Source organism: Microvirga flocculans ATCC BAA-817 (assembly GCF_000518665.1).
GTDB lineage: Bacteria > Pseudomonadota > Alphaproteobacteria > Rhizobiales > Beijerinckiaceae > Microvirga > Microvirga flocculans.
Genome location: NZ_JAEA01000001.1, coordinates 239602 through 253142 on the forward strand (window position 1 = coordinate 239602; position 13541 = coordinate 253142).

Below are 13541 nucleotides of genomic sequence, written 5' to 3' on the forward strand. Positions count from 1 at the left end.
ACGTGATCGGCAGCCTCGTTCATCTCGCCCGCAACCTGCATGCCGGCTTCATTCTGGCGCGCGAAGGCGCGCTGGCGCTCGTGGATGCGAACGCCCTGCCGCCCTCCGCCCGCCTGGGGCTGAAGCTGGCGCGCCTCGTGGAGCGCCCGCAGGCCGGTGACGGCGCGGCGCGGCTCTCGAAAGCACTCACGCGGCTCGGGCCCTCTTACGTGAAGTTCGGCCAGTTCCTGGCGACCCGGCCCGACATCGTCGGCGTGGCGGCCGCCCGCGACCTGGAGCGCCTGCAGGACCGCATGCCGCCCTTCCCCCGGGCGGAGGCGGTGCGCATGGTCGAGAACGCCCTGGGCCGCCCCATCGACGACCTCTTCCTGGAATTCAGCGAGCCGATCGCGGCCGCTTCCATCGCGCAGGTCCACAAGGCCCGCATCCGCACGGCGGAGGGCGAGGAAACGGTGGCGGTGAAAGTGGTGCGGCCGGGCGTGCGCGAGGGCTTTGCCCGCGACCTGCAGGCCATGCGTGCCGCCGCCCGCCTGTTCGAGCGCATGGTGCCCGATGCGCGCCGCCTCAAGCCCCTGGAGATTGTGGAGGCGCTCGCCCGCTCCGTCGCCGTCGAGATGGATCTGCGCCTCGAGGCCGCCGCCGTGTCGGAACTCGCCGAGAACACCAGGGACGATCCCGATTTCCGCGTGCCGAAGCCCCATTGGGACCTCACCGCCCGCGACGTGCTCACCACGACCTGGATCGACGGCATCCGCCTCAACGACCTCGCCGCCATCGACGCCGCCGGCTTCGACCGGGTGGCGCTCGGGCGCACGGTGATCCAGTCCTTCCTGCGCCATGCCATCCGCGACGGCTATTTCCATGCGGATATGCACCCCGGCAACCTGTTCGTGGATGGAGAGGGACGTCTCGTCGCCGTCGATTTCGGCATTATGGGCCGGCTCGGCATGAAGGAGAGGCGCTTCCTCGCCGAGATCCTCCTGGGCTTCATCCGGCGCGATTACCTGCGCGTGGCGCAGGTGCATTTCGAGGCCGGCTACGTGCCGCCGCATCACTCGGTGGAGGATTTCGCGCAGGCCATCCGCGCCATCGGCGAGCCGATCCACGACCGGCGGGCGGACGAGATCTCGATGGCGAAGCTGCTCACGCTGCTCTTCGAGATCACGGCGCTGTTCGACATGCAGACGCGCATCGAGCTCGTCATGCTGCAGAAGACCATGGTCGTGGTGGAGGGCGTGGCCCGCAACCTCGATCCGAAGCTCGACATGTGGACCACCTCCGAGCCGGTCGTGCGCGAGTGGATCGAGCGCAATCTCGGTCCCCTCGGCCGGGCCGAGCAGGCGGGCCGCGGCCTATGGACCCTCGCAGGTGTGATCGGCGACCTGCCGGAGCTCGCCTTGCGCGCCGAGCGGGTGCTTACCCAGCTCGAGGACGTGACGGCGCGGGGCGTTGCGCTCAACCAGGACAGCGTCGCCGCCATCGGCCGCGCCGAGGCGCGGGGCAATCGCTGGGGCGTGGCGGCCTTGTGGATCATCGCCGCCTCGCTGGCGATCATGCTGTTGAGGGGCTTCGCATGACGGTGCTTTCAGGAAAACGAATCCTCCTCGTCATCGGCGGCGGGATCGCGGCCTACAAGTCGCTCGATCTCATCCGCCGCCTGCGCGAGCGCGGGGCGTCCGTGCGCTGCATTCTCACCAACGGCGCGCAGCAGTTCATCACGCCGCTCGCGGCGTCCGCCCTCACCGGGCAGCGCACGCATACCGATCTCTTCGACCGCGAGGACGAGGCCGATATCGGCCACATCAAGCTCGCGCGCGACGCGGATCTCGTCGTCGTCGCTCCGGCCACCGCCAATCTCATGGCGAAGATGGCAGGCGGCCACGCGGACGATCTCGCTTCCACGGTGCTGCTCGCCACAACCCTGCCGATTCTGATCGCGCCCGCCATGAACGTGCGCATGTGGCTGCACGCGGCCACGCAGCGCAATCTGAAGATGCTGCAGGCCGACGGCGTTCATGTGGTCGGGCCCAACGAAGGCGCCATGGCGGAGGCTGAAACGGGCCCCGGCCGCATGGCGGAGCCTCTCGAAATCGCCGCCGCCGTGGAGCGCCTGCTCTCCCCTTCCGGCCCGCTTGCGGGCAAGCACGTGATCGTGACCTCCGGCCCGACGCACGAGCCGATCGATCCGGTGCGCTACATCGCCAACCGCTCCTCCGGCAAGCAGGGCCACGCCATCGCTAAGGCTGCAGCGGAAGCAGGCGCGCGCGTGACGCTCGTCTCCGGTCCCGTCACCGTGCCCGATCCTGCGGGCGTGACGGTCGTGCATGTGGAAAGCGCCGGCGAGATGCTGGAGGCGGTGGAGAAGGCGCTTCCCGCCGATATCGGCATCTTCGCCGCCGCGGTCGCGGACTGGCGCGTGGCGAATGCGGGCGGGCAGAAGATCAAGAAGAAAGACGGCGCCCTGCCGAACCTGTCGCTTGCCGAGAACCCCGACATTCTCGCCACCGTTTCGCGCCGCACGGAGAACCGTCCTCCGTTCATGGTGGGCTTTGCGGCCGAGACGGAGAACGTGATCGCCCATGCGCAGCAGAAGCTCGCGAAGAAGGGCTGCGACCTCATCGTCGCCAACGACGTCTCGACGGCGACGGGGGTGATGGGCGGCGACAGCAACACCGTGCATCTCGTCACGGCATCAGATGTGGAAACCTGGCCGACCCTCTCGAAGGCGGAGGTGGCGAAGAAGCTCGTCGAGCGGCTGGGCGCGATGACGGGAGACCGCAAACCATGAGGAAGCGTCTGCGCATCCAGCGCCTCGCGCATGGTGCCGGTCTGCCGCTGCCGCGCTACGAGACCGCGGGCGCGGCAGGCATGGATCTGATGGCGGCCAACCCGGCCGACGAGCCGGTCGTCCTGCACCCCATGCAGCGCGTGCTGGTTCCCACCGGCCTCGTGTTCCAGCTCGAACCCGGATACGAGGCGCAGGTGCGGCCCCGCTCGGGGCTGGCGTTCAAGCACGGCGTCACGGTTCTCAATGCGCCGGGCACCATCGATGCGGATTATCGCGGCGAGGTCCAGGTGCTGCTCGTCAATCTCGGCTCCGAGCCGGTCGCTATCACGCGGGGGATGCGCATCGCCCAGATGGTGATTGCGCCCGTGACCACGGTGGAGCCGGTCGAGGTCGAGACCGTCGATGCCACCGACCGGGCTGCCGGAGGTTTCGGATCGACCGGATTGGGTTAAAGTCTTCGCCATGAATTTTCTGTCGCGCCGCTCGCTTCTCGCCATCGCCGCCGTCACGGATATCGCGCTCCATGCCCGGCCCATGCCGGTCTCGGCCAAGTCCCTCGCGGCCCGGCACAACCTGCCGCCGCGCTACCTCGAGCCGGTGCTCCAGGCCCTGGTGCGCCAGGGCGTCCTGAAAGGCGTTCGCGGCCCTCGCGGCGGCTATGAACTCGCCCGCGAGCGGCGGCGCATCACCGCCGGGGACATCGTGCGCATCGCCATGTCGGCCCTGGAGGAGGACGGCTCCTCGCCGACCCCGGAATCGCGCCTGGCCGAAGCCGTGGTCGGCCCTCTGGTCCAGCGCGGCACCGAGGCCTTTCTGAGCGAACTCGACAAGGTGACGGTGGAGGATCTGTGCCGGAAGGCGCAGGCGGAATCGGTCGCGGAATCGATCCCTGCCGTCGATTTCACAATATGATATGTGAATTAATGTAATTATCGACACAGAGTGCGGAAAAAGATAATGTTCCTCCGACCTGCAAGGAGGATCTCATGGCTGACATCGTCAACGCATCCGGCACGAAGCCCGGGCGCGGCCGAATCTACGGCTCGATTACGGAAACCATCAGCAACACCCCGCTCGTGCGCCTGAACCGCCTGCCCAAGGAGCACGGGGTCGACGCGGAAATCCTGGTCAAGCTCGAGTTCTTCAACCCGCTCTCCAGCGTGAAGGACCGTATCGGCGTGAACATGATCGAGGCCATGGAGGCCGCGGGCAGGATCGTCCCCGGCACGACCCTCATCGAGCCGACCTCCGGCAATACCGGCATCGCGCTGGCCTTCGTGGCAGCGGCGCGCGGCTATCGCCTCATCCTGGTGATGCCCGAGACCATGTCCATCGAGCGCCGCAAGATGCTGGCCTATCTGGGGGCGGAGCTCGTCCTCACGCCCGGACCGCAGGGCATGAAGGGGGCCATCGCCAGGGCGGAGGAGCTCCTCGCCGAGATCCCCAATTCGGTCATCCCGCAGCAGTTCAAGAACCCGGCCAATCCGGAGATTCATCGCAAGACCACGGCAGAGGAGATCTGGAACGATACCGACGGGCGGCTCGATGCCTTCGTGGCGGGTGTCGGCACCGGCGGCACGATCACGGGCGTCGCGCAGGTCCTCAAGCCGCGCCTGCCGAACCTGAAGGTGTTCGCCGTGGAGCCGGAGGATTCCCCCGTCCTGTCCGGCGGCCAGCCTGGCCCGCACAAGATCCAGGGCATCGGCGCGGGCTTCGTGCCCGACGTGCTCGACCGCTCGCTTATCGACGGCGTGGTGACGGTGGGCAACCAGACGGCCTTCGACGTCGCGCGCAAGCTGTCCAGGCTCGAAGGCATTCCCGGTGGCATCTCCACCGGCGCCAACGTGGCGGCGGCCCTCGAAGTGGCGGCGAGGCCCGAATTCAAGGGCAAGCGCATCGTGACGGTCGCGCCGTCCTTCGCTGAGCGGTACATCTCGAGCGCGCTCTTCGAAGGGTTGTGAGAAGCCGCGCATCGGTAAATCGAAAGGGCGGCATCCGGCCGCCCTTTTTGTTGGCCTCGCGTTCAAGCTGAGCCAGAACTTCCCTTCCCCCGCCGGGTTCTCCCTTCCAAGCGAAAGGTCAAGGAGCCCATCATGGCGGAGCGCAAGGCGCCTCATTCACTGAAAGACCGGGATGCGGCCCGGATCCGCAACGAGCAGCGCGGCGGCGATGACAGCCCCATCGATCCGAATCGGAAGAACGGCGCCGAGGGCAACGCGACCATGCGGCGCGTGTGGGACGAGCCCGGCGGCGAGGCCTACAGCTATCGCGCCGCGACGCGCGGAGCGGGCGGAGATGCGGAAGACCACGGCGAGCTGACCGCCGCCGAGACGCCGGAAACCACCCGGCATTTGAGCGATGCGAGCCTTTCCCCCGAAGACAAGGACGCCACCGCCGAAGCCATCGCGCGCGCCACCGCCGTCAACGGCAAGGACAAAGGCTGACAGGAGAGAGCCATGGGTTACGCAGCTTACGGCAACCATTCGGACGATCAGAAGGAAGCCGCCGAAACCAAGCGCTCCGGCAGCGGTGGAACGCCGGAGAACAGGGGCAAGCGCCCTGCCATGCATCCGGCCGGTCCGCATGCGGATCCCAGCTTGACCAATCCCGATTCCACGCCCGGCACCGGCGCGCTGTCCGATGACGATCAGGGCGGTGAGGCGGATCCCTCCAGCGGCTGAGCCGCACCGATCGTTCTCTCGAAAGGAAAAGTCGTGACCTCCCCTGAGAAGAAATCCGATCGGGCGGCCGAGACCGATATCAGCGCTCCGCGCCTTATGCCCCAGGGCCGTAAAGATCCAAATGCCTCGGGTGAGGATTTCGCTGACCCGATGGGCGAGGGGGCAAAGAAAGGGCAGAGTGACAAGGCTGAGGGATGGCCTCCATCACGCCTTCACTGCGAAAGCGGACGCTCGCCTTGAAAGACGGCCCTTCTGATCACGCTCCTCCGTCGCGGCCATACAGACGAAAACCCTCACGCTCGCAAAGGTTTTCGTAATAACGTTCGACGGCTGCGAGATCGGGCCGCTGCAGCGGAATGCTCTTCCAGCGGTGGATCGACAGGCCGATCACGATATCGGCGCAGGTGAAGGTCGAACCGGCGATATAGGCGCCTGTGCGCGACAATTCCCGCTCGATCACGCCGACCGCGGCGCAGAATTTTTCCCACGACGCCGCAATTTGCCGCTCGTCCTGGAAGTTCGGGTTCTGGCGCACGGTTCCCATGAAGGCGTAGCGCCACGTGTTGTTGAAGTCGGAGACCTGCCAGTCCATCCACTTCTCGACATGAGCGCGCTCGGCGGGCGTGTTCGGGAGAAGATCGTGCCGGCCTTCCCGGGCCGCGAGATAGCGGACGATGCTGTTCGATTCCCAGAAGAGCTGGCCCGCATCCTCCAGCACCGGGATCATGCCGACGGGGTTGAGCTTCAGGAAAGCCGCGTCCGCGACGGGGCGTGTTCCACCGCCCCAGTCGATCCTCTCGAAAGGCAGGTTGAGTTCGGCGCAGGTCCAGAGCACCTTCCGCACATTGATCGACCCTGCATAGCCGTGAATCTTCAGCATGCTGTCCCCCCAAAAATAAAGGCCGCCAAATGGCGGCCTTCTCGTCATCTTACGCGCTCAGCGCTTCCTTCGAGCGCTCGGCGCGCTTGCGGTCGTTGGGGTCGAGGATCGCCTTGCGGATGCGGATCGATTTCGGCGTCACCTCGACGAGTTCGTCGTCCTGGATCCAGGCGAGCGATTTTTCCAGCGTCATGCGGATCGGGGGCGTGAGGCGCACCGCTTCGTCCTTCGAGGTCGTACGGATGTTGGTGAGCTTCTTGCCCTTCAGCACGTTCACCTCGAGGTCGTTCTCGCGGCTGTGAATGCCGACGATCATGCCCTGATAGACCTTCCAGCCGGGCTCGATGATCATCGGGCCCCGGTCTTCCAGGTTCCACAGGGCATAGGCCACGGCCTCGCCCTGGTCGTTGGAGATCAGCACGCCGTTGGTGCGGCCGCCGATCTCGCCCTTGTAGGGTTCATAGGCGTGGAAGAGGCGGTTCATGATCGCGGTGCCGCGCGTATCCGTCAGAAGCTCGCTCTGGTAGCCGATGAGGCCGCGGGTCGGAGCGTAGAACACGAGGCGCTGGCGGTTGCCGCCGGAGGGGCGCATCTCGACCATCTCGGCGCGGCGTTCGGACATCTTCTGCACCACGACGCCGGAGAATTCCTCGTCCACGTCGATTACCACTTCCTCGATGGGCTCGAGGGTCTGGCCGGTGGCCTCGTCCTTCTTGAACACCACGCGGGGACGCGACACGGCAAGCTCGAAGCCCTCGCGGCGCATGGTCTCGATGAGGATCGCGAGCTGCAATTCGCCGCGGCCGGAGACGTAGAACGAATCCTTGTCGGCGGCTTCCTCGATCTTCAGCGTCACATTGCCTTCCGCTTCCTTGAACAGGCGGTCGCGGATCATGCGGCTCGTCACCTTGTCGCCCTCGGTGCCGGCCAGCGGGCTGTCGTTGACGATGAAGGACATGGTCACGGTCGGCGGGTCGATGGGCTGCGCCTGGATCGGAATGTCGTTCTCAGGGGCGCAGAAGGTGTCGGCCACCGAGCCCTTTTCCAGGCCCGCGATGGAGACGATGTCGCCCGCCTCGCCGAGCTCAATCGGCTGACGCTCAAGGCCACGGAAGGCCAGGATCTTGGACACGCGGCCGGTCTCGACCAGCTTGCCCTCGCGGTCGATCACCTTGATCGACTGGTTCGGCTTCACCGTGCCGGACGAGATGCGGCCGGTGACGATGCGGCCCAGGAAGGGGTTGGATTCGAGGAGCGTGCCCAGCATCCGGAACGGGCCTTCCTCGGTCTTGGCCGGGGGCACGTGCTCGAGCACGAGGTCAAAGAGCGGGGCAAGGCCCTGGTCGCTCGGGCCTTCCGGCGACTTCGCCATCCAGCCGTTGCGGCCCGAACCGTAGAGGATCGGGAAGTCGAGCTGCTCGTCGGTGGCGTCGAGCGCCGCGAAGAGATCGAACACCTCGTTGATCACTTCCTGGTGGCGGGCGTCGGGACGGTCGATCTTGTTGATCGCCACGATGGGCTTGAGGCCGATCTTGAGGGCTTTCGACACCACGAACTTGGTCTGCGGCATCGGGCCTTCAGCCGCGTCCACGAGAACGATGGCGCCGTCCACCATGCTCAGGATGCGCTCCACCTCGCCGCCGAAATCGGCGTGGCCCGGGGTGTCGACGATGTTAATGCGGGTATCCTTCCAGACGACCGAGGTGGCCTTGGCCAGGATGGTGATGCCACGCTCCTTTTCCAGGTCGTTGGAATCCATCGCGCGCTCTTCCACGCGCTGGTTCTCACGGAAGGCGCCGGATTGCTGGAGCAGCTTGTCGACGAGGGTGGTCTTGCCGTGGTCGACGTGGGCGATGATGGCGATATTGCGCAGTTTCATAGGGGGTCTTTCAAAGTCAAAGCGGCCCGGCACGCGGCGGATGTCCCCGCGCCCCTGGCTCGTACCGGGCGGAAAATGATGTTCCTGCAATATAGGGAGAATGGTGAGGCCGCAATAGGGCGGGCAACAGGATTGCAGGCCAAGGCATCGGAAAGAAAGGCGGATCGGCCCTTCCGGGGACCCTTCGATGCTTCGCGGGATGGCTAGGCAGGCCGGTCGAGTTTGGCTACTTTATTGCAAGATCGCGGTGAGAGCCGCCGAACCGGCGCGACCGGGACTTTTGTCCTTCCCATAAGGAATTACGATACAAGATGTCAGTCCAGCAACTGATCGAGACCGACAGGGCCTTCAACGAGATGGCCCAGAGGGAAGGAACCGGAAAGGCCTTCATCGCCTATGCCGCCGAGGATCCGGTGCTGATCCGGCCCGGCCAGATGCCGCTTCTCGGGCGGGGGCCCTTCGTGGAGGCCTTTTCCCAGGTGAAGGGCGCGGTCCTCGCCTGGGAGCCCCTCAGGGCGGACATCGCCCGCAGCGAGGACCTCGGCTATACCTTCGGCCGGTACCAGGTCCGCGAGAACGGCGCGGTCACGGCTCACGGGGTCTATGTGAGCATCTGGAAGAAGCAGCCCGACGGATCCTGGAAATTCGTCCTCGACGGGGGCGGTGCGACGCCGGAGGAGGTCCGGGCGCCGTAGACCGTCCCAGAGCTGTTTCCTCTTGCGTGGAATCATCTCCTTTCTTCGGCGTCCCGCACTTTTTAACGGCGAACCGGATCCATCTGGCCGGCAAATACTCTAGGCATAGGTTTTCCGGTTGCGGAAGCGCCAGTCGGGGCGGACGCTGCGGACCATCATCATCTCGCCCACATTCTCCGGGGTGAGGATGCCCACGAGGCGCTGGCCCGCGTCGAGCACCAGCAGCGCCGGGGCCTTGGACTCGGTCAGGAGGGTGAGGGCGGCGTCGAAGGGCTGCCAGTCCAGAACCGTCGGCAGGTCGCGCTTCATGACGTCGAGCACGGGCATCGCCGGGCCGCCCTCGCGCAGGGCCACGATCAGGCCGTCGCGGGTCAGGAGCCCCCGCGGATAGCCCGAGCCGTCCACCACGGGAAATTCCTTCTGCGAGGTGCGCAGCATCAGGTCGACCGCGTCGTCCAGGGTCGAGGCGGTGGTGAGCACTTCGACCGGGCTCACCATGCCCGCGCGCACCGGCAGCCCCGAGGTCGCATCCTTGAAGGCCACATGCTGGGATTCCGCCGTGGCCGAGAGATAGATGAAAAGGCCGATGACGATGAGCATCGGGTTCACGAAGAGGCCCGCCAGCGCGAACAGGAAGGCCGCGCCCTGGCCGATCCGGGCGGCGATCCGGGTCGCCTCCGCGTGGTCCATGCGCATGGCAAGCAGCGCGCGCAGCACCCGCCCGCCATCCATGGGAAAGGCGGGGATCATGTTGAAGACGACGAGGAAGATGTTGGCGGCGGCAAGCCGCGCCATGAGCCCGGCCTGGGGGTTCTCCAGGGCGGTCGTGGCGGCGGTGCCGAGGTTGACGCCCAGCGCGAGAACGATCAGGCCCGCGATGACGACGTTCACGGCAGGCCCCGCGACGGCTACCAGGAGCTCCTCGCGCGGGTTCTCGGGGATCCGCTCCAGGCTCGCCACGCCGCCGATGGGCCAGAGCGTCACTTCCGGCGTCTTGATGCCGAAACGCCGCGCCGTGAGGATGTGCCCGAATTCATGCGCCACCACGCAGGCGAAGAGCAGCACCATGAACACGACGCCGTCGAGCGCCGCCGCCCGCCCGCCGACCTGCCACTGCGCCGCGCCGATCCAGATTAGGAACAGCAGAAAGGTCACATGCACGCGCACAACGGTTCCGGCGATGCGGGCGATGGGAAAGGACCAGAGCATCGAAAACTCCAACGGGCTTCCGATCTTCAAGGTAGAACGGAACGGGCAGGTTCGGAAGTCGGGGAAGCCCCGTACCCGGCCTTCGAAGGACAGGTCGCAGCATCGCCCTCTTGAAACGACATGGCCGGCGGCTCTTCCAGCGGGATCGTTGTGCGGCTGAGCATTCCTCCTTGACATACACATAACTCGTTGGTTATTGATCAGACCAATAACCAACGAGTTATGGATTGCGATGTCCAAGTCCCACGAAATCCTTTTCCGAGCACTCGCCGATCCGACGCGGCGAGCCATTTTCGAGCGGCTGTGCCAGGACGGAGATCAGACGGTGGCGGCCCTGACGGCCAGGGCCAAGGTCTCGCAACCGGCTGTCTCAAAACACCTCGGAGTGCTGAAGCAGGCCGGCCTCGTGCGTGACCGCCACGAAGGCCGCCAGACGCACTACACTGCGCAGCCCGGAGCCCTGGCCCCGCTGGTCGACTGGACAAGCCGAATGGCCGGCTTCTGGCAAAGCCGTTTCGACGATCTCGAAGATCTGCTGAAAAGGATGGACCAATGAACGAAATGGTGACCGAAACGCGCTCCGTCATCGTCGAACGGGAGATGCCTCACCCGCCGGAAAAAATCTGGCGTGCGCTCACCCAGCCGCATCTGATCGCGGAGTGGCTCATGAAGAACGACTTTGAACCGGTCCTGGGCCACCGTTTCAATCTTCGTGGAGATTGGGGCGGCGTGCTGGATTGCGAGGTTCTTGCCGTCGAGCCGAACAGGACGCTGTCCTACACCTGGAATTTCACGCACGATGACGCTGCCTTCAATCTGAGGAGCGTGGTGACCTTCACTCTGACCCCAACAGGCACGGGGACTCTCCTGCGCATGGAGCAGGTAGGCTTCCGGCCGGATCAGAAGCAGGCCTACGGAGGTGCCAAGATGGGGTGGCAGGGGTTCCTCGCGAATCTGGAGCAGGTCTTAGCGCGGATCGGTTGAAGGCCGTAAGGCGGGTCGTCCGGATCTGCTTCGGCTCATCGTCGGAGGAAGTCACAATGAACTGTAACAACTGGATTCGGCAGGGCCACCGATGGCTGTCGATCGCTTTCACGGTGACCGTCGTCGCCAATTTCGTCGCCCGTTGGTGGGGCGAACCTCCTGCCCTGGTGGTTTACTCGCCACTTCTCCCGCTGTTCCTTCTCCTGCTCACCGGCCTCTACATGTTCGCGTTGCCGTATGCCATCAAACGGCGCAGCGGACGACGTATTATCTTACAGAGGTGAACGGAATGTCCGACAGCACATCCGGCACCTCGGCGAAGGTCGCAAGAAAGACCACCACCAAATCGGCTACTGAAGTCGTCCTCCTTTCAGGCGGCAACCCTCAGATCGCCAAGGGATATGGCGAGGCCCCCGTGCAGGCCTACATCGCCGCCATGCCTGGCTGGAAGAGCGACCTTGGGCATCGCCTGGATGAGATTATCGTGCGTACCGTCCCCGGTGTGCGCAAGGCGGTCAAATGGAACTCGCCTTTCTATGGGGCCGGCGCCGCAGACCCGGAAAGAGGGGGTTGGTTCCTTAGTTTCCGGTGTTTCACGAAGTACGTAAAAGTGACTTTCTTCCGCGGCGCGTCGCTGCGTCCACTTCCGCCAGGCGAATCCAAGCACAAGGAGGTCCGCTACCTCGACATACGCGAGGATGACCGGTTCGACGAAGCTCAGTTTGCCGATTGGGTGAAGCAAGCGAGCCAATTGCCCGGCGAGCGAATGTGAACGGACAGTGCCGAGCAGGTGCATGACGAGAGCGGACGCCGATGCGAGTAAACGCGTCAGGCCTTGCCTTCAATGCGGGTCCGCATCCGCCCGCTAGGGTAGGATGCGTCTCGTTGCGCGCGCGAATTCGAATGCCGCCCAAGCAAGAAGTTCAAGCCAGGGGCCGCCTGTCCGTTTCGTGAAACGAGACGGACGTTGTGTCTAGATCCGATCCGCACATGACACTTGAGCAGTCGCTGCGCTTCCCAAAACGACAATGCCCGGCACAAGGCCGGGCATCCACGCAAAGACGTCGCTTCTTTCTTACAGCCCCAGCTTCTTCTTGCGCTGGGCGAGTGTACGCAGGCGGAGCGCGTTGAGCTTGATGAAGCCCGCGGCATCCCTGTGGTCGTAGGCCACCGCGCCTTCCTCGAAGGTCACGAGGTCCTGGTCGTAGAGCGTGTAGGGGCTCTGGCGGCCGATGAGATGGACGCCGCCCTTGTAGAGCTTGAGCGTCACTTCGCCGGTGACGAATTCCTGGGACTTGTCGATGAGGGCCTGCAGCATCTCGCGCTCCGGCGAGAACCAGAAGCCGTTATAGATGAGCTCGGCGTATTTCGGCATGAGCTCGTCCTTCAGGTGCGCCGCGCCCCGGTCGAGGGTGATCGACTCGATGCCGCGATGGGCGAGGTGAAGGATCGTGCCGCCGGGGGTTTCGTACATGCCGCGGCTCTTCATGCCCACGAAGCGGTTCTCGACGAGATCGAGGCGGCCGATGCCGTTGATGCGGCCGAGCTCGTTGAGCTTCGCGAGAAGATCGGCGGGGCCCATCTTCTTGCCGTCGATGGCGACCGGGTCGCCCTTGAGGAACTCGATCCTGATCACGGTCGGCTTGTCGGGCGCGGACTCGGGATCGTTCGTGCGCGAATAGACGTAGTCCGGCACTTCGAGCGACGGATCCTCCAGCACCTTGCCTTCGGAGGAGGCGTGCAGGAGGTTGGCGTCGACGGAGAACGGAGCCTCGCCGCGCTTATCCTTGGCGATCGGGATCTGGTGGGCCTCGGCAAACGCGATGAGCTGCTCGCGGGAGCGCAGGTCCCATTCGCGCCAGGGGGCGATCACGGTCACGTCGGGCTTCAGGGCATAATAGCCGAGCTCGAACCGCACCTGGTCGTTGCCCTTGCCCGTCGCACCATGGGCCACCGCATCCGCGCCGACCTTCTCGGCGATCTCGATCTGCTTCTTGGCGATCAGCGGGCGGGCGATGGAGGTGCCCAGCAGATAGAGGCCCTCGTACTGCGCGTTGGCGCGGAACATCGGGAACACGTAATCGCGCACGAATTCGTCGCGCAGGTCCTCGATGAAGATGTTCTCCGGCTTGATGCCCAGAAGCTCGGCCTTCTTGCGCGCCGGCTCCAGTTCCTCGCCCTGGCCAAGATCGGCGGTGAAGGTCACCACCTCGCAGCCATAGGTGGTCTGCAGCCATTTGAGGATGATGGAGGTGTCGAGGCCGCCGGAATAGGCGAGCACGACCTTGTTCACGCGCTTCTCAGCCATAGCAAAGTTTCCAAGGAGTGAGGGTGCCAGCGACTTAGAACATCGGACCCGAAAGGGGAAGCCACTTTTGGATTCGCCCGATGGCCCCGGGCCCATGCTCTTCTGGCAGGAGGTCAT

General features: G+C 65.2%; 16 protein-coding genes. 12 read left to right on the forward strand and 4 right to left on the reverse strand.

The features are described 5' to 3' along the window. The first annotated feature begins 2 nt into the window (after positions 1-2). The 7 genes from ubiB (at position 3) to L879_RS23910 (ending at position 5469) form a co-directional block, all read left to right on the forward strand. Positions 3-1577, forward strand: a complete 1575-nt coding sequence (gene ubiB, locus L879_RS0101235) for a 2-polyprenylphenol 6-hydroxylase (protein ID WP_027314510.1) — start codon at positions 3-5, stop codon at positions 1575-1577. Next, on the forward strand, positions 1574-2788 hold the full coding sequence (gene coaBC / locus L879_RS0101240; protein ID WP_027314511.1) for a bifunctional phosphopantothenoylcysteine decarboxylase/phosphopantothenate--cysteine ligase CoaBC: 1215 nt from the start codon (positions 1574-1576) through the stop codon (positions 2786-2788). Before ubiB ends, coaBC begins: the two co-directional genes overlap by 4 nt. Beyond that, entirely contained in the window at positions 2785-3240 is a 456-nt protein-coding gene (gene dut / locus L879_RS0101245; RefSeq protein ID WP_027314512.1) for a dUTP diphosphatase, read from the forward strand. The genes coaBC and dut overlap by 4 nt, the downstream gene beginning before the upstream one ends. Positions 3241-3250: 10 nt before the next feature. Continuing rightward, entirely contained in the window at positions 3251-3700 is a 450-nt protein-coding gene (locus L879_RS0101250) for an RrF2 family transcriptional regulator (RefSeq protein WP_027314513.1), read from the forward strand. Positions 3701-3774: 74 nt separating this feature from the next. Further along, positions 3775-4749, forward strand: a complete 975-nt coding sequence (gene cysK / locus L879_RS0101255; protein WP_027314514.1) for a cysteine synthase A — start codon at positions 3775-3777, stop codon at positions 4747-4749. A gap of 132 nt (positions 4750-4881) precedes the next feature. Next, positions 4882-5232, forward strand: a complete 351-nt coding sequence (locus tag L879_RS20040; RefSeq protein WP_035458337.1) for a hypothetical protein — start codon at positions 4882-4884, stop codon at positions 5230-5232. Between the two features lie 12 nt (positions 5233-5244). Next, positions 5245-5469: a hypothetical protein gene (locus L879_RS23910; RefSeq protein ID WP_035458338.1), complete on the forward strand. Its 225-nt coding sequence runs from the start codon at positions 5245-5247 to the stop codon at positions 5467-5469. Positions 5470-5725: 256 nt separating this feature from the next. Here the strand turns inward: L879_RS23910 and L879_RS0101270 are convergent, their stop codons facing one another. Both L879_RS0101270 and typA read right to left on the reverse strand, forming a co-directional pair. Next, positions 5726-6349, reverse strand: a complete 624-nt coding sequence (locus tag L879_RS0101270; protein ID WP_027314515.1) for a glutathione S-transferase family protein — start codon at positions 6347-6349, stop codon at positions 5726-5728. 49 nt (positions 6350-6398) lie between these two features. Beyond that, a complete protein-coding gene (typA, locus tag L879_RS0101275; RefSeq protein WP_027314516.1) occupies positions 6399-8228 on the reverse strand; it encodes a translational GTPase TypA in 1830 nt (609 codons plus the stop codon). A gap of 311 nt (positions 8229-8539) precedes the next feature. Here typA and L879_RS0101280 point away from each other — a divergent pair, with 311 nt between their 5' ends. Further along, positions 8540-8923, forward strand: coding sequence for a YybH family protein (locus L879_RS0101280; RefSeq protein WP_027314517.1), 384 nt, complete (start codon positions 8540-8542; stop codon positions 8921-8923). 99 nt (positions 8924-9022) lie between these two features. Here the strand turns inward: L879_RS0101280 and L879_RS0101285 are convergent, their stop codons facing one another. Next, positions 9023-10132: a site-2 protease family protein gene (locus L879_RS0101285; protein ID WP_027314518.1), complete on the reverse strand. Its 1110-nt coding sequence runs from the start codon at positions 10130-10132 to the stop codon at positions 9023-9025. Positions 10133-10364: 232 nt separating this feature from the next. Here L879_RS0101285 and L879_RS0101290 point away from each other — a divergent pair, with 232 nt between their 5' ends. From L879_RS0101290 to L879_RS0101305, 4 genes are read left to right on the forward strand one after another with little or no spacing between them, the layout of a single operon-like run. Then, positions 10365-10688, forward strand: a complete 324-nt coding sequence (locus L879_RS0101290; RefSeq protein ID WP_027314519.1) for an ArsR/SmtB family transcription factor — start codon at positions 10365-10367, stop codon at positions 10686-10688. After that, entirely contained in the window at positions 10685-11116 is a 432-nt protein-coding gene (locus tag L879_RS0101295; protein WP_035458339.1) for an SRPBCC family protein, read from the forward strand. Before L879_RS0101290 ends, L879_RS0101295 begins: the two co-directional genes overlap by 4 nt. A gap of 56 nt (positions 11117-11172) precedes the next feature. Continuing rightward, positions 11173-11400 carry a hypothetical protein gene (locus L879_RS0101300; RefSeq protein WP_027314521.1) on the forward strand — a complete coding sequence of 76 codons (228 nt, stop codon included), beginning with the start codon at positions 11173-11175 and terminating at the stop codon, positions 11398-11400. 5 nt (positions 11401-11405) lie between these two features. Next, the gene (locus L879_RS0101305; RefSeq protein WP_027314522.1) at positions 11406-11888 is read left to right on the forward strand and encodes a DUF1801 domain-containing protein; all 483 of its coding nucleotides are present in this window, start codon (positions 11406-11408) and stop codon (positions 11886-11888) included. A gap of 303 nt (positions 11889-12191) precedes the next feature. Here L879_RS0101305 and L879_RS0101310 read toward each other — a convergent pair whose 3' ends face one another. Further along, a complete protein-coding gene (locus L879_RS0101310) occupies positions 12192-13424 on the reverse strand; it encodes an argininosuccinate synthase (protein ID WP_027314523.1) in 1233 nt (410 codons plus the stop codon). Positions 13425-13541 lie beyond the last annotated feature (117 nt).